At 64.6% G+C, this 25,476-nt stretch carries 31 protein-coding genes; 15 read left to right on the top strand and 16 right to left on the bottom strand.

Features of this window, described 5'->3' with window-relative positions; genetic code table 11:
• Positions 1-141: 141 nt before the first annotated feature.
• Positions 142-291: a 50S ribosomal protein L40e gene (locus DV733_RS06530; RefSeq protein WP_079979578.1), complete on the top strand. Its 150-nt coding sequence runs from the start codon at positions 142-144 to the stop codon at positions 289-291.
• Here the strand turns inward: DV733_RS06530 and DV733_RS06535 are convergent.
• From DV733_RS06535 to DV733_RS06545, 3 genes are all read right to left on the bottom strand, one after another.
• The gene (locus DV733_RS06535; RefSeq protein ID WP_049995516.1) at positions 288-1,622 is read right to left on the bottom strand and encodes an FG-GAP repeat protein; all 1,335 of its coding nucleotides are present in this window, start codon (positions 1,620-1,622) and stop codon (positions 288-290) included. The two genes, DV733_RS06530 and DV733_RS06535, sit on opposite strands and share 4 nt — an antisense overlap.
• Positions 1,623-1,688: 66 nt before the next feature.
• Positions 1,689-2,561 carry a CheF family chemotaxis protein gene (locus tag DV733_RS06540; RefSeq protein ID WP_049995515.1) on the bottom strand — a complete coding sequence of 291 codons (873 nt, stop codon included), beginning with the start codon at positions 2,559-2,561 and terminating at the stop codon, positions 1,689-1,691.
• Between the two features lie 53 nt (positions 2,562-2,614).
• Positions 2,615-3,226, bottom strand: coding sequence for an MBL fold metallo-hydrolase (locus DV733_RS06545; RefSeq protein WP_049995514.1), 612 nt, complete (start codon positions 3,224-3,226; stop codon positions 2,615-2,617).
• Positions 3,227-3,342: 116 nt separating this feature from the next.
• On the opposite strand from DV733_RS06545, the gene DV733_RS06550 reads away from it, so the two are divergent.
• From DV733_RS06550 to DV733_RS06565, 4 genes are all read left to right on the top strand, one after another.
• Positions 3,343-3,522: a DUF5786 family protein gene (locus DV733_RS06550; protein WP_049995513.1), complete on the top strand. Its 180-nt coding sequence runs from the start codon at positions 3,343-3,345 to the stop codon at positions 3,520-3,522.
• 1 nt (position 3,523) lies between these two features.
• Complete coding sequence (locus DV733_RS06555) at positions 3,524-4,078, top strand: endonuclease dU (protein ID WP_049995512.1); 555 nt, start codon at positions 3,524-3,526, stop codon at positions 4,076-4,078.
• Between the two features lie 39 nt (positions 4,079-4,117).
• Positions 4,118-4,696 (top strand): uracil-DNA glycosylase, encoded by a 579-nt coding sequence (locus DV733_RS06560; protein WP_049995511.1) that lies wholly within the window; start codon positions 4,118-4,120, stop codon positions 4,694-4,696.
• Between the two features lie 411 nt (positions 4,697-5,107).
• Positions 5,108-6,193, top strand: coding sequence for a geranylgeranyl reductase family protein (locus DV733_RS06565; RefSeq protein ID WP_049995510.1), 1,086 nt, complete (start codon positions 5,108-5,110; stop codon positions 6,191-6,193).
• Positions 6,194-6,235: 42 nt separating this feature from the next.
• On the opposite strand, the gene DV733_RS06570 is transcribed toward DV733_RS06565, so the two are convergent.
• Genes DV733_RS06570 through phnG form a run of 9 tightly spaced genes read right to left on the bottom strand, consistent with a single transcriptional unit; the run spans position 6,236 to position 13,716 of the window.
• Entirely contained in the window at positions 6,236-6,904 is a 669-nt protein-coding gene (locus DV733_RS06570; protein WP_136342297.1) for an HAD family hydrolase, read from the bottom strand.
• Complete coding sequence (locus DV733_RS06575) at positions 6,901-7,734, bottom strand: sugar phosphate isomerase/epimerase family protein (protein ID WP_237560540.1); 834 nt, start codon at positions 7,732-7,734, stop codon at positions 6,901-6,903. The genes DV733_RS06570 and DV733_RS06575 overlap by 4 nt, the downstream gene beginning before the upstream one ends.
• Positions 7,731-8,900, bottom strand: coding sequence for an alpha-D-ribose 1-methylphosphonate 5-triphosphate diphosphatase (locus tag DV733_RS06580; RefSeq protein WP_049995509.1), 1,170 nt, complete (start codon positions 8,898-8,900; stop codon positions 7,731-7,733). The genes DV733_RS06575 and DV733_RS06580 overlap by 4 nt, the downstream gene beginning before the upstream one ends.
• A complete protein-coding gene (locus tag DV733_RS06585) occupies positions 8,897-9,634 on the bottom strand; it encodes a phosphonate C-P lyase system protein PhnL (RefSeq protein ID WP_079979577.1) in 738 nt (245 codons plus the stop codon). Before DV733_RS06585 ends, DV733_RS06580 begins: the two co-directional genes overlap by 4 nt.
• The gene (locus tag DV733_RS06590) at positions 9,635-10,456 is read right to left on the bottom strand and encodes an ATP-binding cassette domain-containing protein (protein WP_049995508.1); all 822 of its coding nucleotides are present in this window, start codon (positions 10,454-10,456) and stop codon (positions 9,635-9,637) included.
• Positions 10,453-11,595: an alpha-D-ribose 1-methylphosphonate 5-phosphate C-P-lyase PhnJ gene (locus DV733_RS06595; RefSeq protein WP_237560539.1), complete on the bottom strand. Its 1,143-nt coding sequence runs from the start codon at positions 11,593-11,595 to the stop codon at positions 10,453-10,455. Before DV733_RS06595 ends, DV733_RS06590 begins: the two co-directional genes overlap by 4 nt.
• Positions 11,588-12,703, bottom strand: a complete 1,116-nt coding sequence (locus DV733_RS06600) for a carbon-phosphorus lyase complex subunit PhnI (RefSeq protein ID WP_049995507.1) — start codon at positions 12,701-12,703, stop codon at positions 11,588-11,590. Before DV733_RS06600 ends, DV733_RS06595 begins: the two co-directional genes overlap by 8 nt.
• A complete protein-coding gene (gene phnH, locus DV733_RS06605; protein ID WP_049995506.1) occupies positions 12,704-13,276 on the bottom strand; it encodes a phosphonate C-P lyase system protein PhnH in 573 nt (190 codons plus the stop codon).
• Positions 13,273-13,716: a phosphonate C-P lyase system protein PhnG gene (phnG, locus tag DV733_RS06610; protein ID WP_049995505.1), complete on the bottom strand. Its 444-nt coding sequence runs from the start codon at positions 13,714-13,716 to the stop codon at positions 13,273-13,275. The genes phnH and phnG overlap by 4 nt, the downstream gene beginning before the upstream one ends.
• Positions 13,717-13,993: 277 nt before the next feature.
• Between phnG and DV733_RS06615 the strand changes: the two genes are divergently transcribed.
• Genes DV733_RS06615 through DV733_RS06630 form a run of 4 tightly spaced genes read left to right on the top strand, consistent with a single transcriptional unit; the run spans position 13,994 to position 17,603 of the window.
• Entirely contained in the window at positions 13,994-15,004 is a 1,011-nt protein-coding gene (locus tag DV733_RS06615; protein WP_049995504.1) for a PhnD/SsuA/transferrin family substrate-binding protein, read from the top strand.
• Between the two features lie 27 nt (positions 15,005-15,031).
• A complete protein-coding gene (locus tag DV733_RS06620; protein WP_049995503.1) occupies positions 15,032-15,841 on the top strand; it encodes a phosphonate ABC transporter ATP-binding protein in 810 nt (269 codons plus the stop codon).
• Positions 15,838-16,935, top strand: coding sequence for a PhnE/PtxC family ABC transporter permease (locus DV733_RS06625; protein WP_237560538.1), 1,098 nt, complete (start codon positions 15,838-15,840; stop codon positions 16,933-16,935). The genes DV733_RS06620 and DV733_RS06625 overlap by 4 nt, the downstream gene beginning before the upstream one ends.
• A 2-nt stretch (positions 16,936-16,937) precedes the next feature.
• Positions 16,938-17,603, top strand: a complete 666-nt coding sequence (locus DV733_RS06630; RefSeq protein WP_049995502.1) for a DapH/DapD/GlmU-related protein — start codon at positions 16,938-16,940, stop codon at positions 17,601-17,603.
• A gap of 114 nt (positions 17,604-17,717) precedes the next feature.
• Here DV733_RS06630 and DV733_RS06635 read toward each other — a convergent pair whose 3' ends face one another.
• Entirely contained in the window at positions 17,718-18,218 is a 501-nt protein-coding gene (locus DV733_RS06635; protein ID WP_202594330.1) for an arsenate-mycothiol transferase ArsC, read from the bottom strand.
• A gap of 203 nt (positions 18,219-18,421) precedes the next feature.
• Here DV733_RS06635 and DV733_RS06640 point away from each other — a divergent pair, with 203 nt between their 5' ends.
• Both DV733_RS06640 and DV733_RS06645 read left to right on the top strand, forming a co-directional pair.
• On the top strand, positions 18,422-18,796 hold the full coding sequence (locus tag DV733_RS06640; RefSeq protein ID WP_049995500.1) for an ArsR/SmtB family transcription factor: 375 nt from the start codon (positions 18,422-18,424) through the stop codon (positions 18,794-18,796).
• Positions 18,796-20,022, top strand: coding sequence for an MFS transporter (locus DV733_RS06645; protein WP_079979576.1), 1,227 nt, complete (start codon positions 18,796-18,798; stop codon positions 20,020-20,022). The genes DV733_RS06640 and DV733_RS06645 overlap by 1 nt, the downstream gene beginning before the upstream one ends.
• 39 nt (positions 20,023-20,061) lie before the next feature.
• Here DV733_RS06645 and DV733_RS06650 read toward each other — a convergent pair whose 3' ends face one another.
• From DV733_RS06650 to DV733_RS06660, 3 genes are all read right to left on the bottom strand, one after another.
• On the bottom strand, positions 20,062-21,177 hold the full coding sequence (locus DV733_RS06650) for an aminotransferase class V-fold PLP-dependent enzyme (RefSeq protein ID WP_049995499.1): 1,116 nt from the start codon (positions 21,175-21,177) through the stop codon (positions 20,062-20,064).
• A 141-nt stretch (positions 21,178-21,318) separates the two neighbouring features.
• Positions 21,319-21,744, bottom strand: coding sequence for a low molecular weight phosphatase family protein (locus DV733_RS06655; protein ID WP_049995498.1), 426 nt, complete (start codon positions 21,742-21,744; stop codon positions 21,319-21,321).
• Positions 21,745-21,846: 102 nt separating this feature from the next.
• Entirely contained in the window at positions 21,847-22,236 is a 390-nt protein-coding gene (locus tag DV733_RS06660; RefSeq protein ID WP_049995497.1) for an ArsR/SmtB family transcription factor, read from the bottom strand.
• Between the two features lie 341 nt (positions 22,237-22,577).
• On the opposite strand from DV733_RS06660, the gene arsD reads away from it, so the two are divergent.
• The 4 genes from arsD to hcsS are packed head-to-tail and all read left to right on the top strand — an operon-like array spanning position 22,578 to position 25,374.
• Positions 22,578-22,904 carry an arsenite efflux transporter metallochaperone ArsD gene (arsD, locus tag DV733_RS06665; protein WP_049995496.1) on the top strand — a complete coding sequence of 109 codons (327 nt, stop codon included), beginning with the start codon at positions 22,578-22,580 and terminating at the stop codon, positions 22,902-22,904.
• Complete coding sequence (arsA, locus tag DV733_RS06670; protein ID WP_049995495.1) at positions 22,905-24,830, top strand: arsenical pump-driving ATPase; 1,926 nt, start codon at positions 22,905-22,907, stop codon at positions 24,828-24,830.
• On the top strand, positions 24,827-25,195 hold the full coding sequence (gene hcsL / locus DV733_RS06675) for a halo-CC-star protein HcsL (protein ID WP_049995494.1): 369 nt from the start codon (positions 24,827-24,829) through the stop codon (positions 25,193-25,195). The genes arsA and hcsL overlap by 4 nt, the downstream gene beginning before the upstream one ends.
• Positions 25,186-25,374, top strand: a complete 189-nt coding sequence (hcsS, locus tag DV733_RS06680; RefSeq protein ID WP_049995493.1) for a halo-CC-star protein HcsS — start codon at positions 25,186-25,188, stop codon at positions 25,372-25,374. The genes hcsL and hcsS overlap by 10 nt, the downstream gene beginning before the upstream one ends.
• Positions 25,375-25,476 lie beyond the last annotated feature (102 nt).

A 25,476-nucleotide genomic window follows, 5' to 3' on the forward strand; every position in this document is an offset into this window, starting at 1 on the left:
CCTGCCGGACCGTCCCGAATTCGGTGGTCGACCGGCCGTATTGCCGGTCGGTACGTAGTAGTCGTCGGCTGTCCTACCGATCGACACGGGATCCGTCGACTCGCAAAAGTTAAACGCGCCCATCCGGAAGGACAGCACACCATGGCCAGTTTCGAGAAAGCCGAGGGTCGAATCCTCGACAAGCAGATCTGCATGCGCTGTAACGCTCGCAACCCCAAGCGCGCCGATAGCTGTCGCAAGTGCGGCTATCACAACCTCCGTCCGAAGGCCAAAGAGCCCCGGACCGCTTAACGCTCGAGGACGAACGCCGAACCCGGAACTTCCGGGTCGTCGTCCGCGCCGGGCGCACCGACGACTGCGAGTCCCGATCCGAGTTCGACCGCCACGCCGAAGCGACCGTTCTCGGTTGGCGTCGCCGCGCTGTAGCTATTGCTCTCGGTCCATTCGGTGCCGTCCTGTCGGAAGACGACGGCGGAGCCGGCGCCGTCGACGTCGTCGACGTCGTGATTCGGCGCGCCGACCAGCGCCGTCCCGCCGTCGAGTGCGACCGCGAGCCCGAAGGCGTCGTTCGGTTCGCTCGACTCGGCCGCGAGTTTCGCCTGCTGTCGCCACCGCCCATCGCGGCGCTCGAAGACGTAGGCCGATCCCGCACCCTCGAAACGGCCGTCACCGACCGGATCTTCGTCTCCATAGGCCCCGACCAGCGCCGTCTCGCCGTCGAGCGCGACGGCCTCGCCGAAGCGGTCCCAGGTGTCGGTATCGTGCGGCCAGAATTTCTGCTGCTGACTCCAGGTCTCTCCGCTGCGTTCGAAGACGTACGCAGCCCCGGCTTTCTCGCCGCCGAGTAGCGTCGTCGCCCGTCGCGCACCGATCAGTGCTCGATCGCCGTCGAGGTCGACCGACCGCCCGAAGTAGTCCTGTTCGTCGCCGTCCTCGGCGGTGAGTTTCGCCTGCTGGCTCCAGCTCCCCCCTGTGCGTTCGAAGACGTACGCCGCGCCGGCGGAGTCGCCGTGCGGATCCTCGTCGTTGAACGCGCCGATCAGGGCGGTCCCGTCATCGAGCGCCAGCGAGTAGCCGAAGCGATCGTATGCGTCGCCGTCGTCCGGCACGAGTCGGGTCTGCTCGGCCCACTCGCCGCCCGCTCGCTCGAAGACGTACGCCGCGCCGGCCGCGTCGGTGTCGGGGCCGTCGCTTCCGGGCGCCCAGCCGTACGCGCCGACGAGTAGCGTGTCGCCGTCGACTGCCAGCGCCGAGCCGAACCGGTCGCCGGTCTCGCCGTCGGACGGGCCGAGCGTCGCCACGCCGGTCCAGTCGGCCCCGTTCCACTCGAAGGCGTCGAGGCGACCGCCCCCGTCGGAGCCAGCGCCCGGCGCACCGACGAAGACTGCGTCGTCGACCGCGACCGCGCTACCGAAGCCATCGCCGGGAATCCCGTTGGAGGCGCTGAGCGTCCCCCCACCGGGCGGGTCGGGTGTCGACGTCGGTGTGGGGTCCGCGGTCGGGCTGTCTGTCGGTGGTGGGTCGGTCGGCTCACCGTCACCTTCACAGCCGGCGAGTGCGCCGGCGAGGCCGACACCGAGCAATCCGAGCAGGTCGCGTCGCGAGCGTCGGAGGGCGTCCATCACCCGGGACAACCCGGCAGGCCGGCAAATGTCTTTCCCCAGGTCGTCTGTCGGGTCGCGACGCGGTCAGCTATTTACTCGTTCGAGATACTGATTGACGACGATCTGCCCCTTCGCGGTGAGGACGGGAGCGTTCTCGCCGGACTCGATCAGCCCCTTCTGGTGGAGTGCGTGGAGAATCCGCTTGACCGTCTGGGGGCCCTCATCGAGAACGCTCGTCAGCGAGACGTCCATGTCGCCAGCCGAGTACAGCGTCGCCAGCGTCTCGGTCTCGGGTTCCGAGAGGGAGAGCTGCTGGAGGGATTCGAGAACCGTGTCGTAGGTCTGTCGCAGGTATCGGCCGAGGATAGACAGTTTTCGCGGGGAGTCGGTCGCCGCCAGCGTCGTCAGCGCCTCGCCAGTGTCCACGTGGCTGACGACCAGCACCGGCCGGTCGGTCCCGTCGACCGCCCTCGTCTCGCGGTCGAAGTCGACGATCGACGACAGGGGAATCGTCACCGGTCCCTCGTCAGTGTCGAAGACCACGCCGCCGGATTTGAGCGTGAGCAGGCCGCCCTTGAACGCCGTGTCGAGGACGCGCCCGCCGACTTTTGCCGGGTGTTGCAGCGTCACGCGCGTCCCGTTGAGCAGCGCCTTGAACAGCACCGTGGTGAACTTGCCGATCGTGGCCTCCTCGGCCGCGACGACGGCGGTCGTCCGGCTCGTCTCGTTCTCGTAGGCGACGGTGACGGGCGTCCCGGGGATGGCGTCGAGCATCGCGGCCTCGTTGCCCGAAACGACGTCGAACACCGCCGACAGGGGAATCGTGACTCGATCGTCCTCGCTGGCCGCGAGCACGAGGCGGTCTTCACCGAGGACGATCCGCCCCTCTGCCGGGCCGTCACGCTCGGAGCCAGCGACGCTGAACCGGCCGGGGAAATCCGCGAGGACCGACGACATTGAGACTCGTCAGTGAGTTCGCCAGTGTACTATTGAAATTTTGGTTCCGGTTCTCACTCGGAATACTTCGGCTCGCGCTTCTCCGCGCGTTCGAGCGCCGTCGCGACGACGTCCCGGACGTCGCCGTGGAAGACGCCGCCGTGGCCAGAGTACATGTGCTCGACGCCGTCGGGCATTCGCTCAAGGAGGCGCTGGATGCTCTCGATCAACTGCTCGCGGGACTGGCCCGGGCGATCGGTCCGGCCGAAACTGCCGTACTCGAACGCGCCGTCGTCGTGGACCACGACGTCACCGCTGAACAGGGAGGCGTCGCCCACGAGCGAGACGTGGTCGTCGGCGTGGCCCGGCGTGTAGACGACCTCACACACCTCGTCGCCGATGGTGATCGTGTCCCCATCGGCGAGTTCGTGCGTCCGGCGTGGGTGGTCGGCGTAGGCGTAACAGTCGGCATCGAAGGCGTCGAGGACGGCGTCGAGTTCCGCGACGTGGTCGCCGTGCTGGTGAGTCAGGACGACCGCGTCGAGTTCGTCGGTATGCTCACGGATCGCCTCGACGACGCCCGGCATGGCACCGGCGTCGACCAGCGTCGCCCGGTCGTCTGCGACTGCGAGATAGACGTTGGCGGTGAACGTCTCCGCGTCGGCTGTGACGGTGTGGACTTCCATGTCCGAGCGGTCGCTCGCAACCGGCTTCAGTCTGGTGGACGGCGTCGTTTCACCCAACGTGTGAAGGGAATTTTCAGCGAGCTTTTTGTACACGAATCCTAATGTTCTAGACGAGCATGGGGTTCGGGAGCTACGACGAGTCCGAGCAAGAAAACCAGGAGTACGACACAGACTTCGAGGACGACGACGGCGTCTCCGCCGAGGAGAACACCCACGACGGCGACGTCGAGTACGAGTTCACCGCCTCGAACGACGAACTGATCGACCAGCTCTCGGAGATCAAGGAGAACACCTAGCGTGAAGTCGGGGGTTCGCGCCCTCGGCGTGGCCGAGTCCTTCCGCGAGGACCGGAGCACGCTCGCCGGTGTCGTCTGTCGAGTCGACCGTAGCGTCGACGGCTTCGTTTTCGGCCAGTGCACTGTCGGCGGCAGCGACGCCACCGCCACCGTGATCGAGATGATCGAGCGGCTGGACCGTCCGGACGTCAGCTATCTTCTCCTTGCGGGGATCGCGCCCGCCTGGTTCAACGTCCTCGATCTCGCCGCCATCGCCGACGCTGCCGACCGACCCGCCATCTCGATCAGCTTCGAGGCAAGTGCGGGCCTGGAATCTGCGCTCCGAGAGGCCTTCGAAGGCGACGCGCTGGAATGGCGACTCGAAACCTACCGCGCCCAGCCCGAGCGCCACGCGGTCGCGGTCGGCGACGAGACGGTCTTCGTCCGGGCCGAGGGCTGTCCGCGCGAGGAGGCCGTCCAAACTGTGCGGGCGTTCACACCGGAGGGCGGGCGGCCCGAGCCACTCAGGGTGGCGCGGCAGGCTGCGCGGGCGGTCGCGGCGTTCGATCGGCGCTGACCCGGCGGATTCTTGCCGACGCGGGTTCGATTCGAGACCATGGACGAGCAGTTGTGCGTGTCGGAGTGTTCGCGCTGTCCCGCACTGGTCGACTCCCGCAGCCGAATCGTCAACGGCGTCGGCCCGGTTGAGGCCGACCTGTTGTTCGTCGGCGAGGCCCCGGGCGCACAGGAGGACGAGCAGGGCGAGCCGTTCGTCGGGCGCAGCGGCGACGTGCTCGACGACGCGCTCCGGGACGCCGGCCTCTCGCGGGCGGACGTGCGGATCACCAACTGCGTGCGCTGTCGCCCGCCCGACAACCGCGATCCCAAAAGCGCGGAGCTTGAGAACTGTCGTGGCTACCTGGACGAAGAGATCGACCGCGTCGATCCGGACGTGATCGTCACGCTCGGGAAAGTGCCGAGTCAGCACCTCCTGGAGCGGGACGTGGCCGTGACGAGCGAAGCAGGCGAGATCTTCGAGGTCGCTATTTCGGGTGCGTCGCGGCGTGTGATCGTGTCTGTCCACCCCGCGGCGACGCTGTACGACCGCAGCCAGGAGTCGACCTTTCAGCAGACGATCGAGCGCGCCGGTGAGTTCGTCGACGACGGCGGGCAATCTCGACTTGGAGAATTTTGAGTTAGCAGTTGTTCACTCGGTTTTCTAAACAACTCTGGAACAAAAACGACCTCTCGAAAGCCCTCACCACGCTCGCTAGCAATCACAACCACGTGAGACAACAACTCCTCGAAAGCCCTCTCCACGCTCGCGCCGAAGGAGAGTCGCTGAGCAGGCCCTATCGATCGAACGGAGTGAGCGAGATATCCTGCTCAGCGGCCGCCAGCGAGTCGAGGGCTTTCCCTGCTTGGTAGCGTTGTTGTCACCGTTTCCTAGCCAGCGAGTCGAGGGCTTTCCCTGCCTAGTAGCGTTGCAGTCTCCGATTCCTAGCCAGCGAGGCGAGGGCGTTCCCTGCTCGTTCGCGAGTGAATCACCAGTTCCAGCGAGCAAGATTCGAGAAGGTATTTATCCACCAACGAGTTTGACACAAGTATGCGCGATTTCGTCGTCGTCGGCGCTGGCCCCGCAGGCTCGCGCTTCGCCCGCCGGGCGGCCGAGGCGGGCTACGACGTGCTGGCGTTCGAGGCCGGCAGCGTCGGCGAGCCACTGGCGTGTTCGGGCCACGTCTCGACGGACATCTGGGACTTCACGCCCGAGGGCGCTCGCGAGGCCCTCCTGCAGAACGAGATCTACGGCGCTCGCTTCCGACTGGGCGGCCCCGAGAGCAAACCCTACAAATTCTACAAGGACACGACGATCTCGCACGTCATCGACCGCGTCGGCCTCGACCGCTGGCTCGCGGACGCGGCCCGCGACGCCGGCGCTGACCTCCGCGAGAACCACACCGTCACGGGCGTCGAGGAACACCCGGACCACGTCGCGGTCACAGTGAGGGGTCCCGAGGGTGTCGAGACCCACGAAGCGAAGATGGTCGCCGGGGCGGACGGGCCGCGCTCGAAAGTCCGCAGCGAGGTCGGCCTGCCCGAACCCGACGAACTGCTCCACGGTGTCCTGGGCTTCGACGAGACGCCCGACGACCAGGACTTCGTGGACGTCCATCTGACTGTGCCGGGATTCTTCGCGTGGCGCATCCCCCGCGGCGAGGCGGGCGTCGAGTACGGACTCGCGGCCCGACCCGGAACCGAGGTCCGCGAGTGGTTCGACACCTTCACCGAGAGCTACGACGCCGACACCACCAATCGCTGCTCGGGGCTCATCCCGATCGGCCCGCCCGACACTGTGACCTCGCGGCGGGCGTTCCTGCTGGGCGACGCCGCGGGCCAGACCAAGCCGTTCACCGGCGGGGGCATTCGCTACGGCATGTTCGCGGCCGATCACGCCGTCGAGACGATCGATCCCCGAAATCCGATGACACTCGACGACTACGAGACGGCCTGGCGTGACGATCTGGGTCGGGAGATCAAGCTCGGATCGTGGGTCCGGCGCTGTTACTCGCTGCCTCGCGGCGTCCAACGTGTGGGACTGTCGCTGTTTTCGGGCAAGATCGGCGTCCACATGGACAAGCCCTCGACGCTCTTCTCGCGCGAACAGCTGAAGGCGATGTTCTCGCGATCCTGAGCGGGCACTGCTGATCTACTTCGGCCACAGGTCCTGCCACGGCTACCGTAGCGGACCAGCGGCTGTCGACCGATCGACCAACTCCCGAAGGCTGGAGATTTCGACGGTCGGTTCGACGGAGAGGTCGACGTCCGCGACGTGCTCACGGCGGAGAAACGCCGAATCGATCCCGGCCGCGTGGGCAGCCACGACGTCTTTCTCGGAATCGCCGACGTACAGCGCCTCCTCGACGCCGAGGTCGGCCAGCGCGCGCTCGATGTAGTCCGGTTCGGGCTTTCGCCGTGCCGCGCCAGTGAGCGTCGGTTGTCGGCCGTAGGCCGTCTCGAACGCGGGCAGATCGTGGTAGGCGAGCAGGAACTCGATCGTCGCGTGCTGGTTGTTGCTGACCACGCCCAGCGGCACGTCGAGCTCGTCGAGCACAACCACGTCGTCGTACACCGGCTTCCCGCCCTCGCGGACGTGGGCCTGCTGGGCGAGACTCGCGGTCAACTCCCGGTGGTGCCAGAGCGCCTCCGGATCGATCCCGTGCTCTTCGGCCGCCTCGACCGGGACGGCGTCCTTCTCGACCGTCCGACGCGCGAGCGAGCGGTCGATGTCAACGTCGAACGCCCGGAAAGACTCGACGACGGCGTCGACGAGGACCGCGCGGTCGGTCGGTTCGACCAGCACGCCGTCGTTGTCGAAGACGACGGCCTCGTAGCGATCAATCACCCGCCGACACCCCCCGATTCGAGCGGCGCGACGTCTGCACCGATACTCCTCGCCACGTCCGAGACGGATTTCATCTCGAAGACGAAGTAGCTCGCCGGGACCGACTCGACGACGGACTCGTAGCCGGGGAACGGCTCGTGCTGGTCGGCAGTGGCGTCGTTGTCGTGGAGGTGGACGACCTCGATCCGGTCGCCGAACCGCTCGGCGAAGTCGCGCCAGTCGACGCCGTTGACCTTCGCGTGGCCGACGTCGAGCGTGATCTTCAGAACCTCGGGGGAAGCGTTGACGGAATCGAGCATCGCCGCGAGGTCGTCGGGCGTTGTGGTGTGGCGCTCGTCGCTGTCGCTCTCGGGCTGATTTTCGAGACACAACGGGACGCCGACGTCGGCCGCGTGGTCGGCACACGCCTGCAGCGACTGGCGAGCGTTCTCGCGGGCCGTCTCGCGGACCCACTCGGGGTACCGCCGCGGGACAGCCCCGCCGTGGACCACGACCGCGCCCGCCTCGGCAATGGCGGCGTCGGTCAGCGTCTGTGTGACCATCCCCACTGACGCCCGACGGACCGACTCGTTGAAGCTGCCGAGATTCCAGTCTCGAAAGGGTGCGTGCAGCGTGAGCGAGCAGTCGAAGGCCTCGCTGAGCCGACGCAGTTCGGCAGGCGTGGGCGTCTCGGGATGGCCCGCCAGATACTCGGCCTTCAGTTCGACGTGGTCCAGTCCCCACTGCTGGCACTGCTCGGCGAACTCCCCAACGGTGTCGGCAAAGCGGACGTCCATCGCCGCGCCGAGGTGCTGGTCCGGGTCGAGCGCTTCCGCGGGCGCGTCGGTCACCGCGCCCCCTCCCGGTAGACCTCCTCGCCGGCGACGAACGCGCGCTCGACCGTCGGCGTCGGCTCTCGATCCACGACGAGCAGGTCCGCACGAGCGCCCTCGTCGATCCGGCCGCGATCGGCGAGTCCGACCGCTTCTGCAGGGTTGAGCGTCACCCGAGCCACGCGTTCGTGCAGCGGTTCGCCCGTGTCGACGAACGGCGCAGCAAGCAGCGACGGCGGGTGATAGTCCGCACAGAGGACGTCCACGACGTCTGCCGCGATGGCCTCGGCAGTGCCCAGATTACCCCACTGGCTTCCCCCGCGGACGAGGTTCGGCGCGCCCATCGCCGTGGTCATCCCCAGTTCCGTGGCGCGTTCCGCCGCCGCCAGCGTCACGGGATACTCGCTGATCTCGATTCCCCGGTCATGGAGGCGTTCGACTTCGAGAGCCGTCTCGTCGTCGTGCGACGCCAGCGCGACACCCGCCTCCCGTGCCCGTTCGACGATCGTCGCGATCCGGTCGTTCAGCGTCTCCTGGTCGACGCTGGTCCGCTGGGCGATCAACTCGTCGACGCGCTCCTCGCTGATGTCGCGGTTGTCCAGATACCACTGCTTGAACGCCTCCGGGCTGCCGAACTGCCCCTTCCCGGGGATGTGGGCCATCACCGAGGCGAGTTTCACCGCCGGCATCTCCAGAATGCCTTCGACGGCATCGACGCAGTCAGGGTCGGTCAACTCACAGCGGGCGTGGACGTGGTGGTCGGCCAGGAGGTGGTCGGCCTCGTGGATCGACTCGACCATCTCGATGGCGATCTCGGCCGAGCGGTGGTCGTCCGGTGCGTCCTGGAAGGCGATCGCGTGGAACTTCGTCGTCACGCCCGCAGAGAGATTGGTTCGATCCACAGTCCGGAAGGCGATGTCCTCGTCGACGGGTGACCCTCGCGGAAAGCGGTGGCGCTCGATGTCGTCGCCATGGATGTCGATCAGTCCCGGGATGAGAAGCTTCCCGCTGGCGTCGACGGTCCGGTCGGCCCGCTGGCCGCTCGCCGGATCAGACTCGACCGCAACGATCCGGTCACCCTCGATCAGAATACTTCCTTCGAAGGAATTGATTGGTGTGACGACCGTCGCGTTCTCGACGAGGGTCCGTTCGACCTCGATCGGATCGACCTCGGGGTGGCTCATGCCGTCACCTCCTCGCGGTAGGCCGAACAGTCGAGGACGCGCTGGACGCGGGCGTCGTCCATCTCGACGACGCGGTCGGCGATCCGCTCGACGACGTCGCGGTTGTGGAAGACGCCGACGACCGTCGTCCCCGAGTCGAGATACGATTCGAGCAGATCGAGGGCGTGCTCGCGTGTCTCGGGATCGAGCGCACTCGTCGGTTCGTCGAGCAGGAGCAGTCGGGGTCGAGGGGCAATCGCCCGCGCGAGGTTGACGCGCTGTCGCTCGCCGCCGCTGAACGTCGCCGGGTAGGCCTCGAACAGTTCCTCGGGCAACTGCAGGGTCTCCAGCAGGTCGCGGGCAATCTCTCGGGCAGTCTCGGGTGACTTGCCCTGTTCGCGCAGCGGGCGGGCGACGACATCTACGGCGGGGACGCGGGGAATCTCGTGGAGGAACTGTGAAGCGTAGCCGATCTCCGCGCCGCGAAGTGCGAGGACTGTTCGTTCGTCGCAGGTCGCCAGATCCACAGTTTGGTCGCCCTTGTGGTACGCCACCGTGCCGCTCGTAGGTTCGTAGGTGCGGTGGATGCACTTCAACAGCGAGGACTTGCCGCTGCCGGATTCGCCGACGACCGCGAGGAACTCGCCGTCGCGGACGTCGAACGTGACGTCTTCGAGGCCGGCCACCTCCCGGCCATCGATCACGTGCATCTCGAAGCGTTTCGTCAGGCCGTCGATGGTGAGGATGTCGCTCATTTAGATCACCGAGTTGATCAGCGTCTGTGTGTACTCGTGATGGGGATCCTCCATCACGCGGTCCGTCAGGCCCCGCTCGACGATCCGACCCTGGCGCATGACGAGGGTACGGTCGGCGAGCAGTCGAATCACACCGAGGTCGTGGCTGACGACGATGGTCGCCAGGCCCTGCTCGCGCTGGATCTCGCGGAACATGTCCAGCACGCGTGCCTGGACGCTGACGTCCAGGCCAGTCGTGGGTTCGTCGAGCACGACCAGCGACGGGTCGTTGGCGATGGCTTTGGCGATCTGGACGCGCCGTTGCATCCCGCCGGAGTAGGTGTCGGTCGCGTCGTCCATCCGGTCGGTCGGGACCTCCGTGTCCTCGAACAGTTCTCGTACTCTGTCGCGGATATCTCCGTAGTCGCGCCAGCCCGCAGAGAGCAACTTCTCGGCGACGTTGCCGCCGCCAGAGAAGTCCAGATTCAGGCCGTCTCGGACGTGCTGGTGGACCATCCCGACGTGGAAGTCCTGTAACTCGCGGCGCTGCTGGTAGTCGGTCTCGAGGAGGTCGCCGTCGATCGCGTGGTAGTCGACGCTTCCACCTGTGGCTTCGAGATCCAGCGAGAGCATCTCGGCGACGCTGGATTTGCCGCTGCCGGACTCGCCGACGATTCCCAGGACCTCGCCCTGGAAGACCTCGAAGTCGACGTCGGCACAGGCGACGACGCTGCCACACTCGGGACACTGATTGCGCCCCATCTCCGGACCGGTCAAGTCGAGACAGTCGGGGCAGCCCTCGCCGTAAATTTTGGTGAGGTTCGAGACGTCGAGGACGGTCATTGGTCGTCACCTCCCTCGACTCCAGCGACGCCATCCGCGTCGACGTGCCCGCTGGCGGCCTCGACGCCGCCCGTGGCCGGTCCCCACGTCACGCCCTCGCAGTCGAGGTGGTGATCCTTGGCGAGATCAGGGTCGGCCTCGCGTTTCTCGCAGAAACTGGTGTCGTTGCAGACGACCAACCGATCGCCGTCGTCGGTCTCGATCTCGGTGCGATAGGTGTCCTCGCTCCCGCAGTGGGCACACGGCTCGTCGAAGCGTTCGACCTGGAAGGACTTGTCCGCGAAGGCCAGCGGTTCGACGTCGGTGTGGGGCGGGACGGCGTAGATCCGGGCTTCTCGACCCGCAGCGAAGACGTAGAGGTTGTCGGCGTCGTGGAGTTTCGGGACGTCCCAGCGCGGGATCGGCGAGGGGTCCATGAGGTAGCGGCCGGCGACCATCACTGGATAGCGAGAGCCGACGTTGATCTCGCCCCACTCGACGACGTTCTCGTAGAGGGCGACCCACATCTTCGCGTAGTCCTTGTGGGCGTGGCGGCGACGGTTGGCGTCGTCGCTCGGGTCGACCCGTCGAAGCGGGTCCGTGATCGGCACCTGCAGGACGAGGATCTGGTCGTCGTCGAGGACCTCCTCGGGGATGCGGTGGCGGGTCTGGATGATCGACGCCTTCGTCGTGTCGGTCGTGCCGTCGACGTCGGCCGTGGTCTTCGCGAGCCGTCGGATGTTGGCGGCGTTGACGCTCTCGTCACTACCCTGATCGATCACCTTGAACGTGTCTTCGGGACCCAGCAGCGACATCGAGGCCTGGATGCCGCCGGTCCCCCAGCCGCGGGCCAGCGGCATCGCCCGGGAGGCATAGGGGACCTGATGGCCCGGGATCGCGATCGCCGACAGGGTAGCGCGGCGGACCTCGCGTTTGGTGTGCTCGTCGAGGTAGGCGTAGTTGTACCCCGTCATGCCCGAATCCTCGGTGTCGAGCAGATCGTCGACCGAGTCCGGATCGGCGGCAGCGGCGCCTGCTGCAGTCGGCCCGCCGTCCGAGCAGAGATCCTCGTCCTGCTCGTCAGCGTCTGTGTCGGTTCCACAAGCAGTGTCGTCGCTACTCGCACCTTTCGGGGCCCAGCGCGGCAGTTCCTCAATCATCGCCGCTCACCTCCCCGGCCGGCGCGGCGTCGTCTGTGACGGGGCTGCCTCGCTGCTTGCGTTCTCGGATCGACCGGATGCGGTCGAGGATGCTCTGGAAGGTCACGTAGTGTGGGAGTTTGAGGTGTTCGATGAAGCCGAAGGCGTCGAGGCCGTCGATCGTATCGAGGACGAACTCGGCGTCTTCGGCGGGCGCGTCGCCGTCGAGCTGGATGGCGGCATCGAGCATCGCCATCCCGATCGCCTTGCGCTCGGTCCGGCCGAACACGAGGCCGTAGCCGAAGGCGAACTGCGGGTCGTCGCGCTTCTCGTAAACCGGGACGACGCCGCCCGCCTCGGTGACCTGGGTCGTCGTCACCGTCGCCTCCTCGCCGGTGTAGGGGTGTTCGATCACGACCGGAAGCGCACCAGTACGGACCTCCGAGAGCGTCGGGTGGACCTGGCCGTAACCCCGGAGCACGCTATACGAGAGGCCCGTCACCGACCCCGTCTCGCCGCGGGCGAGTTCCTGCAGGACCGCCGAGCGCGGTGCGGGATGTGTCACGGGCGTGCGCGTCGTGTCGTGGGGCTCGTCCTCGGGCGGCTCGTCGGGCGGGTCGGCCACGAGTCCCTCCTCGCGGAGGACGTCCAGCACGTTGCGTAGCGACTCGGGTTCCTCGATATCGAGATCCCACTCCGCTGTGGGGTCCTCGGGGTCGCTCTCACCATCGAGGTCGAAGTCGAGCAGGCGCTGGGTGTAGTCGTTGGTCGCGCCGAGCAACTGCCCGCCGGGGACGTCCTTGTAGGCGGGCGAGACACGGCGGCGAGCGAACATATCGGCGGTGTCGACCGGGACGCTGTAGTCCCACAGTTCCAGGGTCGAGCGATAGGCTCGCAGGAGGAAGGCGGCCTCCATCGTGTCGCCCTGGGCCTGTTTGACCGCGAGCGCCGCGAGTCGTGGCGCGTAGAGGCCGGCTTCGCTCATGGCCTGGCCTGTGAGCCGGCCGAACTGGTCGTCGATCGCCTCGACGTCGATCGACTCGCTCTCGCCTTCGATCCGCCCTCTCTCGAACAGCTCCTCGGCCTTTCGGATCGTCTCCTCGCCGGCTTCGACTGCGACGTACCCCATTCAGACCACCTCCAGGTCGATCGAGCGGGGCAGTGCGGCCAGTCGATCCTCGGTCGTGAGGACGACGTCGACGCCGCGGGGGAACGTCGACTGTGCCTGGGCGATCGCCTCGAACTCACTCGCCGGGAGGGCGGCGGTCAGCGTCCGTCGGTCGGGAACGCCCGGCCCCTCGATTGCGACAGTCGTGCCGTCGTAGGCGTCGTCGAGTGTGACGTCGCCGGCGGCGAGCGTGGGGATACGGTAGACGACCGTCGCGCCCTGGCTCGGTTCTTTGAGTGAGCCACGCGGTGCCTCTGCGACGCCGCCGTCGGTCGACCCGTGGCTGTGGACGATCGTCGCCTCATCGAGGTCGGCGGCGTCGAGTCGGCCCTGGCTGGCCAGCGCTTCGCACAGCGCGTCGTCGGGTGAGTACAGCCGCGTCTCACCGTCGACCAGCGTCGCGAGGACGGCCCGATCGACCGGTGTCGTGATATCGTCGAGTGGCTGGATCGTGCCCGGGCGGCTGTAGGCGTCGACCAGGCGGCGATAGCAGTTCCGGGTGTCGTGAACGGGGTCCATGCCGAGGGCGTTCACGTGTCTTCCTCCATCGCGTCGAATTCGACGGCCGTCTCGCGGGTGTGGGCCCACTGCTCTCGGCGCTCGGCCGCCTGCTCGTCGGCGGCCTCCCGAAGCTGGGATTCGATCTCGGACCGACACTCGTGGTCGGCGGCGACCGCGGCGTCGACGATGGCACCCGAGAGCGCACGGCGTTCGTCCTTGCCGGGGACCATCGCGAAGCCCTTCGCGCCGTCGACCAGCACCTCGGCGACGGTGACGACGACCTCGCCGAGGTTGAACGGCTGGCCCTCGACGGGCTCGACGGCTCGTTGCATCACGAGCTGTGCGGTCGGCTCCTGGCGGATCGACAGTTCACAGCCAGCCGAGAGGACGCTATCGGCGAGCGTGCCGAGGCGATCCCCGTCGCTGACGGCGATCAGTTCGAACCGGTCTGTTCGATCTTCGACTGTGTGCATCGTTTTCGGACGAACCCTTCCGCGAATCCCGCAAAAGGATTCGCTGTATACTCTCCAGTCCGTCCAGTGAGTAGGGGATCGAACACCCGACTAGAAAGGCGAGTACGGACCGGTCTGGACGCAGAGCACTGATCAGAGACGGACGTGCAGCCATCGAGACAGAGAACGGAGAATCCGAACTAGTCTCGACCGCTCGGGGGGAAAACCCGGCCCCACATATTCGGCCGTACTGTACCCAGACAACGCTTAGGGGAGGTTGTCTGTTCTCCCCGAGTGCATGGATTCGAACTCGCGATCGGACCGGAGTGGGATCGACGGGACAACGACGCGCCGACGCTTCCTGCTCGGTGGGGGTGCGACGGCCGTAACCGCAGGACTGGCCGGCTGTGGCTCCGTCCTCGGTGGCGGCAGCAGTTCCAAAGAACAGATCACGATGTTGTTGACACCGGGGACACCGGGTGACCTCCGGCCCCGGTACAAGCCGGTCGTCGACATGCTCAACGACAAGGTCGACGGTGTCGACATCGAAATGAAGGTTCCGCAGAACTACTCGGCGATCAAGCCCGCACTCGAGAGCGAACAGGCCGAGATCGGGATGGACGACGTGACGCTCATCTCCAATCCCGACCTCATGGACGTCTACGGCACGAACGTCACTGACGGGTCGGCGTTCTACTTCTCGGTAATGCTCGTCCCGCCGGAGTCTGACATTCAGGGCCGTACGGACGTCGAGGGCAAGACCTGGGCGTTCGCCGACCGCCTGAGCACCAGCGGCTCGATCTTCGCACTGTACACGCTCCAGCAGGCCGGCCTCGACATCGGCGAGGCTCCGACTGGTCCACCTGGCGATTTCGAGGGGAGCTGGACCGACCACAACCAGGCGATCCAGCGCGTCGCCAACGACGAGGCCGACGGCGCGACGACCTGGGGTGGCAACGGTATCCCGCATATCGGGGCCGAGTACGAGTCGGACTTCCCGCAGCGAGTCAAGGACAAGAGCTCCTTCCTCGGGAACATCGGCACGGAGACGCCGACACTTCGCCCCATCTGGTGGTCGTTCCCGATTCCGAAACAGCCGTGGTACGCCCGCAAGAGCTGGGACTCCGAGAAGAAACAGGAGATCGGCGAGGTACTGCGAAACTCCAGCGAGGAGAAACTCTCGGAGTACTACCCCGACGATTACAACACGGACAGTCCCGCGTTCACCACGCTGCGTGACACCTCGATGGAGACCTATCAACCAGTGATCGAGCGGATGAACGCCGTCGGCATCGACCCCGCGGCCTGATCGGGTGAGGACCTACGATTTTCCACCATGAGTACACTCAAAGTAGAAAATTTGACGAAAGAATACGGCGACGTCATCGCCCTGGACGAGGTATCCTTCGAGATCGAAGACGAGTTCGCGGTGCTGCTCGGCGAGTCCGGTGCGGGCAAGTCGACGCTGTTACGCTGTGCCAACGGCCTGACCGACCCCACCGAAGGCGCGATCTATCTCGACGACGAGGAGATCACCGGCTCACAATCGGACGTGGGAATGATCTTCCAGCAACACAACCTCGTCGACGGCGTCTCGGCGTACCTGAACGCACTGACCGGTTCGCTCGACCACGTCTCGCTGGTCCGAAGTCTCTTCCAGTGGCAGCCCCGCGAGGACAAGCTCCGCGCACTGGAGGCGCTGGAAACCGTGGGCCTGCTGGACGAAGCTCACCAGCGGGTCAGCCAGATGTCCGGCGGCCAGCAACAGCGCGTCGGCATCGCCCGGGCACTGGTACAGGACCCCCGACTGCTGCTGGCTGACGAACCCGTCGCGAGCCTCGACCCCGCAAGCGCCGAGACCGTGATGGGCTACCTCCGGAAGGCCGCGATGGAGCACAACGTCACCGCGCTGGTGAGCCTCCATCAGGTCAACATCGCCGCACACTTCGGCGACCGATTCATCGGCCTCCGGGACGGCGAGAAACTGTTCGACGTCGGCCGTGACGAACTGACACCCGAGTTGATCGACGAACTGTACGGCAGCGTCGAGACAGTCGGGCTGGCCGAGACAGACGATGGGGGCGCTCCCGAGGAAGCCGACGCTGTCGAAGAACTGCTCGAAGAAAGCCGGAGGGTCGAAGCGTGAGCACCGATTCCACCGGTGGCTGGCGACCCACCGAGTACTTCGGGTTCGCCGAGATTGGCGACAGCCCCGCCGAGCAGAAGCTTCAGGACATGAAGCGGCGCAAGACCAAGCGCCGTCTCTGGACGCTGGCGGGTGTGATCGGTGGCGGGATTCTCTTTTACTTCAGCCTGCTTCTCATCGAGTTCGACCTGCTGATGCTCTACGAACAGCTCCCGTTCTTCATCGACGCCCTCTACGGACAGAACGACTACTTCCCGCCGGCGGAACTGTTCGGACTGCCGTTCATCGACTTCGGGCAGTACTGGTCGTTCATGATGGAGGAGAACCTGATCCTGCTGGTGGAGTCCTCGCCGATCGTCTTCGAGTTCGTCTCCGACTGGGTCCCCTATCCCGTCTGGACCGGTGACCCGCTCGTCATCGAATGGGGCGCGATGTTCGTCACGCTGGGCGTCGCGTTCGCCGGCTCGGTCCTGGGCCTGCCCGCCGCGCTGTTCTTCGGCGTGATGGCCAGCGAACGTGTCGTCCCCTACCCCTTTAACTTCGTCTTCCGGGCGACGATGAGCCTCATCCGCGCGATCCCGGGGCTGGTGTGGTTCCTCATCCTGATCCCGCTGGGTGGCGTCGGGGCGTTCACCGCGGCGCTGGCGATCATGATCGACACCACGGGCTACGCCGGCCGGTTGTTCACCGACGAACTCGAAGAGATCGCCGACGGCCCCATCGAGGGAATCCGCTCGACCGGTGCGAGCCGCTCGCAGGTGGTCTCCTTTGGGATGCTCAGTCAGGTCTTCCGGCAGTTCATCGCCTGGATCGCCTTCGACCTCGAACACAACGTCCGGGCGGCGATCGGGCTGGGCCTCATCGGCGGGGGCGGCCTGGGGCTGGAACTGTACATCCAGCGCCAGACGTTCCACTACACCGAGATGATGGCCTGTATCATCCTGATATTCCTGCTGGCCGGGTCGGTCGAGCTGGTCAGCCAGCGGGTCCGGTCCTATCTCCGGGAGGACGATGACACCGAGAAGACCGGGTTCCTCGAAGCGATCGCGAACGTGCCCCGAAAGATCGTCGGCTCGACGATGGGACGACGCTGACCATGCCCTACTTCGAATCGCACGGCCCCGACCGGACGCGGACGCTCGGCCCCGAGCCGACGTTGCACGAGCCCGTCGAGATCCGCAAGTCCGAGGTGGGCGCGTGGACCGAACTCCGCGAGCACACCAGGGTCAACGTCTCGGAGATCGGCGACTACACGTACCTGATGGAGCGCGTTCAGCTCGACTTCACCACGATAGGGAAGTTCGGCAACGTCGCCAGCGACGCCCGTCTGGGGCCGACGAACCACCCGATCGATCGCCCGACCGCCCACCACTTCACCTACCGCGCGGGGATGTACGACCTGGGGCCCGACGACGACTCGGTGTTCGAGTGGCGGGCCGACCAGCCGGTCGCGATCGGCCACGACGTCTGGATCGGCCACGGCGCGATCGTCCTCCCGGGCGTGACGATCGGCAACGGCGCGGTCGTCGGTGCCGGTGCGGTCGTCGCCGAGGACGTCGACCCCTACACCATCGTCGCGGGCGTGCCCGCCGAACCGGTCCGGCGACGGTTCGACCCCGAGACCGCCGCCCGGATCGAGGCCACCAAGTGGTGGCACTGGGATCACGAGACGCTGGCCGAGCGACTGGCGGCGTTTCGCGATCTGGATCGGTTCCTCGACGAGTACGCGCCCGAGCCGGCCGACGCAGCGGCGATGGACTGAGTGGCGTCGTTCTCGTTCAGAGCTGGATTTTTACGAATACCACGATCAGTCACAGAGTTCGAGTAGCTAGCGGGGGCGCTTCTGGATACCGAGGACGCACCGCCTACCAACCAATCACTTGAAAATATCAGAAATGGTGTCTGATACACGCTGGGGAAGTGACTGTGACTCCGTCCGGCCAGTTGCGATCTCTTCGATTTCATCGAACAACGCTCCGACGCGAGTTTCGATTTCGTCACGGACCTCACGGACGGTTTCCATGTCTTCCCCGTCCGGGTTCGTGAGATTCCATTCGCGAGACTCGACACCGTAGTGTTCGGGATTGAACTCCGCGACGGTGCAGCCCATCGTAATGACGAAGTGACTCGTTTCGAGGGCTTCCGGCACGACGTAGGTCGGCGATCGGTCGGAGACGTCGATATCGACTTCAGCCATCGCCTCGACGACTTCGTCGTGGACGCTTTCTGCCGGTCTCGTTCCTGACGAGTGGACCTCGACCACCCGTTCAAGTTCACGATCAGCCCGCTCTCGTTCGGCAAACGCCGCCGCCATCTGGCTTCGGCCGGCGTTTTGCGGACAGATGAAGTCCACTCGAATCGAGTCAGAGTTTGCCATGTAATGTACTACCATTCAATGCCTCAAAGCTTCAGCTATGTTGACTATGTACGTCCCTATAGCTACGAGACACGCAGCCACGCCGATACCATCACCCACCGTCCGGACCAAGGAAAACGGCGACACCGAGGGAGGAGACTGGCGTTCGGTGTCCGAAGTCTCGGTACCGAGCAAATTTCCGTCCGATATCGAACGGATTCGATATGGATGAGAACGTCGACGGTCAGGTTCGTGACCGGCTCTCGAAACTGGACGACGAACCGACCGACCGTATCGAGCGTCTGGTTCGATCACAGACGGACGACGACCGAGCCGAAGCGCGCTACCAGATAGTGGCAGCCCTTTCGAACGCCGAGCGGCTACGAATGCTCTCGCTGCTGGTCGAGTGTGAGTGTTGCACCTGTGAGCTGCGAGCGGCCCTCGATCTCCCCCAGTCGACCGTCTCGACACATCTGTCGCAGTTGTTCGACGCCGGACTCGTTCACCGACGGCGCGAGGGGCGGTGGCGGTATTACCGGGCCGCCGAAGGCGTGGAGAAGCTGTTCGCAGCGCTCGATATCGTCTGCGAGGGTGAGTGATGGTCGCCCGACGGTGGCGGAATCTGATCGGGGCAAGCGGCGCACTGGCGCTCGCTGCGATGCTCTGGTTCAATTACTCGGCCGTACTGCCGCTCATCATCGACGACTGGGGACTCTCGGGGTTCGACGCAGGACTCGTCTACAGTGCGTTCCAGGTGGGATATCTCCTGCTCGTCGTTCCCGTGGGCATGGTCAGTGACCGATACGATCCGAGATACGTAATCGCCTCCGGCGCGACGGTCGCTGCGCTCTCGAGCATCGGGTTCGCGCTGTTCGCAGCCGGAACTCTCTCGGGGTCAGTACTGCGCTTCGTCGCCGGAGTCGGGGTGGCCGGTGTGTACGTCCCCGGGATGAGATACGTGAGTGCCTCCTTCGACGCTGATCGCGGCCGGGCGATGGGCATCTACGTCGGGACGTTCTCGGCGGCCAGCGGCGCGTCGTTCGTCCTGGCGTCGTGGGTGGGATCGACGTCGGGGTGGCCGGTCGCGATCGGCGTCACCAGTCTACTGGCACTGCTGGCCCCAGCGGTCATCTTGCTCGTGGGACGCCCGCCAGTCTCTGCAGATGATGAGCGCGATGCCGACCCAGAGCCCCGTCGAGAGGGGATCGACTTGCGTATCCTTTCGAACCCCAGGTATCTGCTGACCGTCTCGACGTATTCGGCGCACAACTGGGAGCTCTACGGCGTCCGGAACTGGCTGCCAGCGTTTCTCGCATCGACTGCTGCGGTCGCTGGCACTGCCAACCCGGCAGCCACGGCCGGCCTGCTCGCAGGAGCGATGACTGCGGTCGGTGCGGTCGGCAACGTTTTCGGTGGCACCCTGTCCGACCGGATCGGCCGACCGACCGTCATCGCGGCAGGATTGACGCTCAGCGGGACGGTGAGCCTCTTGATCAGCGGTCTCCGGTGGCTCCCGCTCTGGGCGCTCACGGGCGTCGTGCTGGTCTACGGCATCGTCATCACCGTCGACAGTGCCCCGACATCGACGATGATCACCGAGGTCGTCGACGACGGTCGTGTCGGGTCCGCGCTGGCGATTCAGGCGTTCGTCGGGACGCTCCCCGGCATCGTCGCACCGGTGCTTTTCGGGGCGGCTGTCGACCACAGCGGATACGGTCTCGCCTTCCAGACACTGGGTGTCGCCGCCTTCGTCGGTGTCGGAACGGTCGTTCTCGTACGGTCGCAGTTCGATATTGAAACAAATGCCATGGCGAGTTCCGACTAGGAGGGAAACCGTCAGTCTAGGTGCCCCAACACGTGACACTCAGTTACACTCTCTGTACACCGAGAGGAACCGCCGGATGTCCGATTCGGTGTTGAATCCATGGACCGAGAGACGGATGCCATCCGGGTCGCTGATCGGTTTCACCTGGATATCGTGCTTTGCCAGGCGTTCGACGGTGCGCTCGGGCGTGTCGTCGGCGATAGCGACGAGGCCCGATTCGAACGACTGTGGCGATAGGGGCACCTCCGCCGGAAGTTCGTCTTTCAGGAGGCCAGTCAGCGACTCGATTCGGCGTTCGATCGTCGGGACACCGACCGACTTCGTTCGTTCGAGCGCCGTCCCGAGTCCGACGTAGGGCGCCGCCGATGTCGTCCCGATTTCGAGACGGCGAGCGTCGGGATAGCGGTCGAGCGTCGGCGACTCCCTGTCGACGCCTCGGTAGCTTACGTGGCGCGGGCGCAACTGTGGAACGACGTCCGAATCGACGTACAGAAAGCCCGCTCCCCAGGGGCCAACGAGCCACTTGTGGCTCGCCGCAGCGACGTAGTCCGCCCCCCAGTCGGTCACGTCGACAGGCACCTGCCCGACCGACTGAACGGCGTCGACGAGGACCGCCGCCCCCGCATCGTGGGCAACGTCCGTGATGTCGCTAATCGGCAGTCGCCGTCCGTATTTTCGTGAGATCGAGCTCACACAGACCAGCCGCGCGCCGTCGACGACGTCTTTCAATCGATCTAGGTCGACGTAACCAGCGTCCGTCTCGAAGACGTCCAGATGCAGGTCGTGCTCGCGTTCGAGGGCGTTCCAGGGAACGACAGACGTGGGATGTTCGAGGTCAGTTCGGACGACCGTGTCACCCCTCTCCCACTGGATCGCATTTGCGATCCGGCTCACCCCATCGCCGGTGCTCTGGGTGAGGGCAATCTCTTCCGGGCGAGCGTTCAGGAAGTCCGCAACGTCTCGCCGCGTCTCATCGAAAGTCTCGTAGACCGGTTGGTACATTCCCTCCGCTGTCGGTGACTCGTACCCGTGGTGTTCGAGGAACGCCTGCATCGATTCGACGACGTCGACGCTGCTCGGGCTACTCGAACCCGTATTCAGGTACGTTGCCTCGGTCGCCGCTGGGATGGTCGCTCTGAACTCGTCTAGGTCCATCGTTTCGATGTTGGGTGTATTCGAACAATCCGGGGATAGCTCAGTCTGTCAACCTCGAAGAGCAGTGCCGTCAACTCATCCACAGACGCCTTTCCTGCCACTCGCTGGGCGGCGACAATAGTCCATGGCCGATATGGACGATCAGTCTTCGGGATGGAACTCGTCGAACAGGGCGACGACGCGCTGTTCGATATCGTCTCGAATCTCCCGGACTCGGTCCATGTCTTTTCCATCTGGGTCGTCGAGTGCCCAGTCGCGGACATCGACCGACTCCGCATCGAGTTCGAGCGTCGAACAGCCCATTGTCGCGACAACGTCGCACGACTCGAGTTCGGCGGTCGAGACTTCACGCGGCGTCCGGTCAGAGAGGTCGAATCCCTCCTCACCCATCACGTCGACGACTTCCGCGTGAACGTGGTCGGCTGGATGAGTTCCACCGGTGAGGATCTCGACGCTGTCTTCGAGGTCACGTCGCTCTCGCTCCCGTTCCGCGAACGCCGTCGACATCTGGCTGCGGCCGGCGTTCTGGACGCACACGAACGCGAACGTTGTCGAATCAGTAGACATGGTTACTCGATTCAGTGTCGCAGTCTTTAGCGCTCGTATGTGTACTATAGGACCCACCGTATCTCTCAATAGAGCCGTCCGGGAGCCTCGCGTGGGGCCGCCTCATCTGCGGGACCCGTTGAGTGCGACGAGGAGTGCGTCGGCCCGCACAGTCGTCTGGTATTTTCGCCATTTCCCGTCTTTCCGACGTGTCACGAGTCCGGCGTCGGTGAGCTGCGAGAGCGCATGACTGATCGCGCTGTCGCTGACATCCAGAAGCGGCGAGAATTCACAGACACAGAGTTCTTCACCCGCTATGTGCAGGATACGGACTATCTTGTACCGCGTCTCGTTGGCCAGCGCGGACAATACACTTACGTCCGCCTCGAGCGCAGGCCCGCCAGCCGCGGCGTCTAGCTCTTCGAGTTCGTCCAGGCGTTGTGCCACCTCGTCGTCGCCACAGCCATCGCGCTCCTCTGTAAGATATCGCTGTAACCGCTCGGTTGACGACATGGGTTAGATTTGAGCATATGATAAAGTAAGTGTTGTGTACTGAGTCGTGGGCGCACGTGAGAGACTGCACGCTCGATTGCATAATATCCCCCACTCGTATGTATCGACGGACAACTGTCCCGCCGAGAAAGGTAGAAGCGATAACCGAGATACGGACGCAATCACGCTAATCAAGCTGTTGTAGGCAGCCCTACCCACGACACCCACAGATCCCATCGATCAAAGCACTTATACACATATGAACAGACAATAAAATGAGTTAGATCAGATCATCCTGGACACGACCGGGGATAGATTCGGCGTATCGCCAACTCAATTGAACAAACGCTATCAACTTACGAATGACTGAACTTACTCTGTACGAAGAAGCGATGTGCTGTTCCACAGGCGTCTGTGGACCGGATCCAGACGACGAACTCGTCGAGGTCAGTGCCGCCCTCGACCAACTCGAAGCGGAGTTCGATGTCGATGTGTCCCGAGCGAATATGCAACACAACATCGAGCAGTTCCTCGAAACCCAGCAAATCGCTGATCTGGTCGAGGAGCACGGCCCGTCGATTCTCCCGATTACCGTCGTCGACGACGAGATCGTCGCCAAAGAGGCGTATCTCTCCTACGACGAACTCGCATCGACTATCGAGCAGTCTGCCGACCCACAGGAGGCATAGATGTCCGGCGAACACACTGCAGCCAGCGAAATCGTCGACCCGGACGGCGACAACACCGAGTTCGTATTCTTCAGCGGGAAGGGTGGCGTCGGCAAGAGCACTGTTAGCTGTGCCACGGCGACGTGGCTGGCCGACAACGACTACGAGACACTGTTGGTAACGACAGATCCAGCCCCGAACCTCTCGGACATTTTCGCGCAGGAGATCGGTCACGAAGTAACCGAGATCGACGACATCGACAACCTCTCTGCCATCGAGATCGACCCCGACACGGCGGCTGAAGAGTACCGACAGGAGACCATCGAGCCGATGCGACAGCTGCTCGACGACGAGCAAATCGAGACAGTCGAAGAACAACTCAACAGCCCGTGTGTCGAAGAAATCGCGGCGTTCGACAACTTCGTCGACTTCATGGACAGCCCAGAGTACGACGTGGTCGTCTTCGACACGGCACCGACCGGCCACACGATCCGGCTGATGGAGCTCCCGTCGGACTGGAACGCCGAACTCGAGAAGGGGGGTTCGACCTGTATCGGTCCCGCCGCTTCCATGGAGGACAAGAAGGCCCAGTACGAGCGAGCCATCGACACCCTGCAGGACGAACAGCGGACGACCTTCGCGTTCGTCGGCAAGCCAGAGGACTCCTCACTCGAAGAGATCGAACGCAGCGCGTCGGACCTCGGCGAACTGGGCATCGAATCCCAGTTCCTCGTGATCAATGGCTACCTTCCCGAGTCGGTCTGTGAGGACCCCTTCTTCGAAGGGAAACGCGAGGACGAACAGGCAGTCATCGAGCGAGCACAAACCGAGTTCGACGCCGATGCGATGGCGACATATCCGCTTCAGCCCGGTGAAATCGCCGGTCTGGAGCTGCTGTCAGACGTCGGTGGTGTCATCTACGATGGCAACGAGCCTACCGTCGACGTGGGCGCGGCTACTGCTGTCGAATCAGGCCACGCCGTCGATATCGATACGCTCGCCGACCCGGAATCGGTCGCCGACCAACTCCAGCCGGAAGATGGCACGCGGTACCTGTTCTTCACTGGGAAAGGCGGTGTCGGCAAGAGTACCGTGGCCGCAACGTCGGCAACGAAACTCGCCGAAGCTGGCTACGAGACGCTGGTCGTGACGACTGACCCGGCTGCCCACCTGGAGGATATCTTCGGCGAAACTGTCGGTCACGAACCGACGTCGGTGAGCCAGCCGAACCTCGATGCGGCACGAATCGACCAGGAGAAAGCTCTCGAAGAGTACCGAACACAGGTACTGGACCACGTCCACGAGATGTACGAGGACAAGGAAGACACCGAGCTAGACGTCGAAGCCGCGATTGCGAACGTCGAGGAAGAGCTCGAATCGCCGTGCGCTGAGGAGATGGCCGCACTGGAGAAGTTCGTGAGCTACTTCCAGAAAGACGGCTACGATATCGTCGTCTTCGACACCGCTCCGACGGGCCACACGCTTCGCTTGCTGGAGTTGCCCTCCGACTGGAAGGGCTTCATGGATCTGGGCTCGCTGACGAAGGGGGCCGCACCGGCAAAGGGCGACCAGTACGACGAGGTCATCGAGACGATGCAAGACCCCGACCGGAGCTCCTTCGCGTTCGTGATGTATCCGGAGTTCACACCGATGATGGAGGCCTACCGAGCGGCCGAGGACCTCAAAGACCAGGTCGGTATCGAGACGGCCTTCGTCGTCGCGAACTATCTCTTACCCCAGGAGTACGGCGACAACGCCTTCTTCGCGAACCGCCGGACACAGCAGGAGAAATACCTCGGAGAGATCAAGGAGAAATTCGAGACACCGATGATGCTCGCACCGCTGCGTCGGGACGAGCCGGTCGGGCTGGACGAACTGCGCACCTTCGGTGAGGAGATTACCGGTCTCTCGGAACTCGCGAAGAAACAGGAGGTGACGATGTCATGAACGACCTCCAGTTCGAAGAGCAAGCCGTCGAAGACGAGCTTCGAACGTTCGTACAGACACTCACAGACTCTGAGACCTATCGCGAATTTGTCGAGGCAAGCGAAGCACTCGACGACGACTCGGAAGCGACAGCGTTACTCCGTGAGTTCGAGCAGAAACGACAACAGCTGCAACAGGACGAATTCGACCAATCGGTGATGAGCGAGCTGCAGGACATCAAATCGAAGATGACTGACAACGAGACTATCCAGCGACACTGCCAAGCACAAAAAGCGCTCGTCGACCTCTTGCAGGGGACAAACGACGTGATAAGCGACCAAATCGGTCGGACATTCGCCCAGTCAATCGGAGGTGGCTGCTGTTGAGCACTACTGACGAAGACGTGCTGGCGGCGGCCGAAGCACTGGGGGAGGAACTGACGCAGACGCAGTCAGAGGCGACCGAGTCCGAGTTCGAGACGATACTGGAGGAGTGTACCGAGGCGATCAGCGAGGAGATCGGAATCCGGTACGACGACGCCTGTGACACCGGCGGTTGCTGTTGAGAACTGGCGTCGATATCGATAGTTTCTCACACCGTATTTTGGCGGTCCCGACGCCAGCTCTACCCGGCTGCGGATGAAGCTCGGTAGTCAGTTACCCTCGCT

It is taken from the genome of Halapricum salinum (genome assembly GCF_004799665.1).
Taxonomy (GTDB): Archaea; Halobacteriota; Halobacteria; order Halobacteriales; family Haloarculaceae; genus Halapricum; species Halapricum salinum.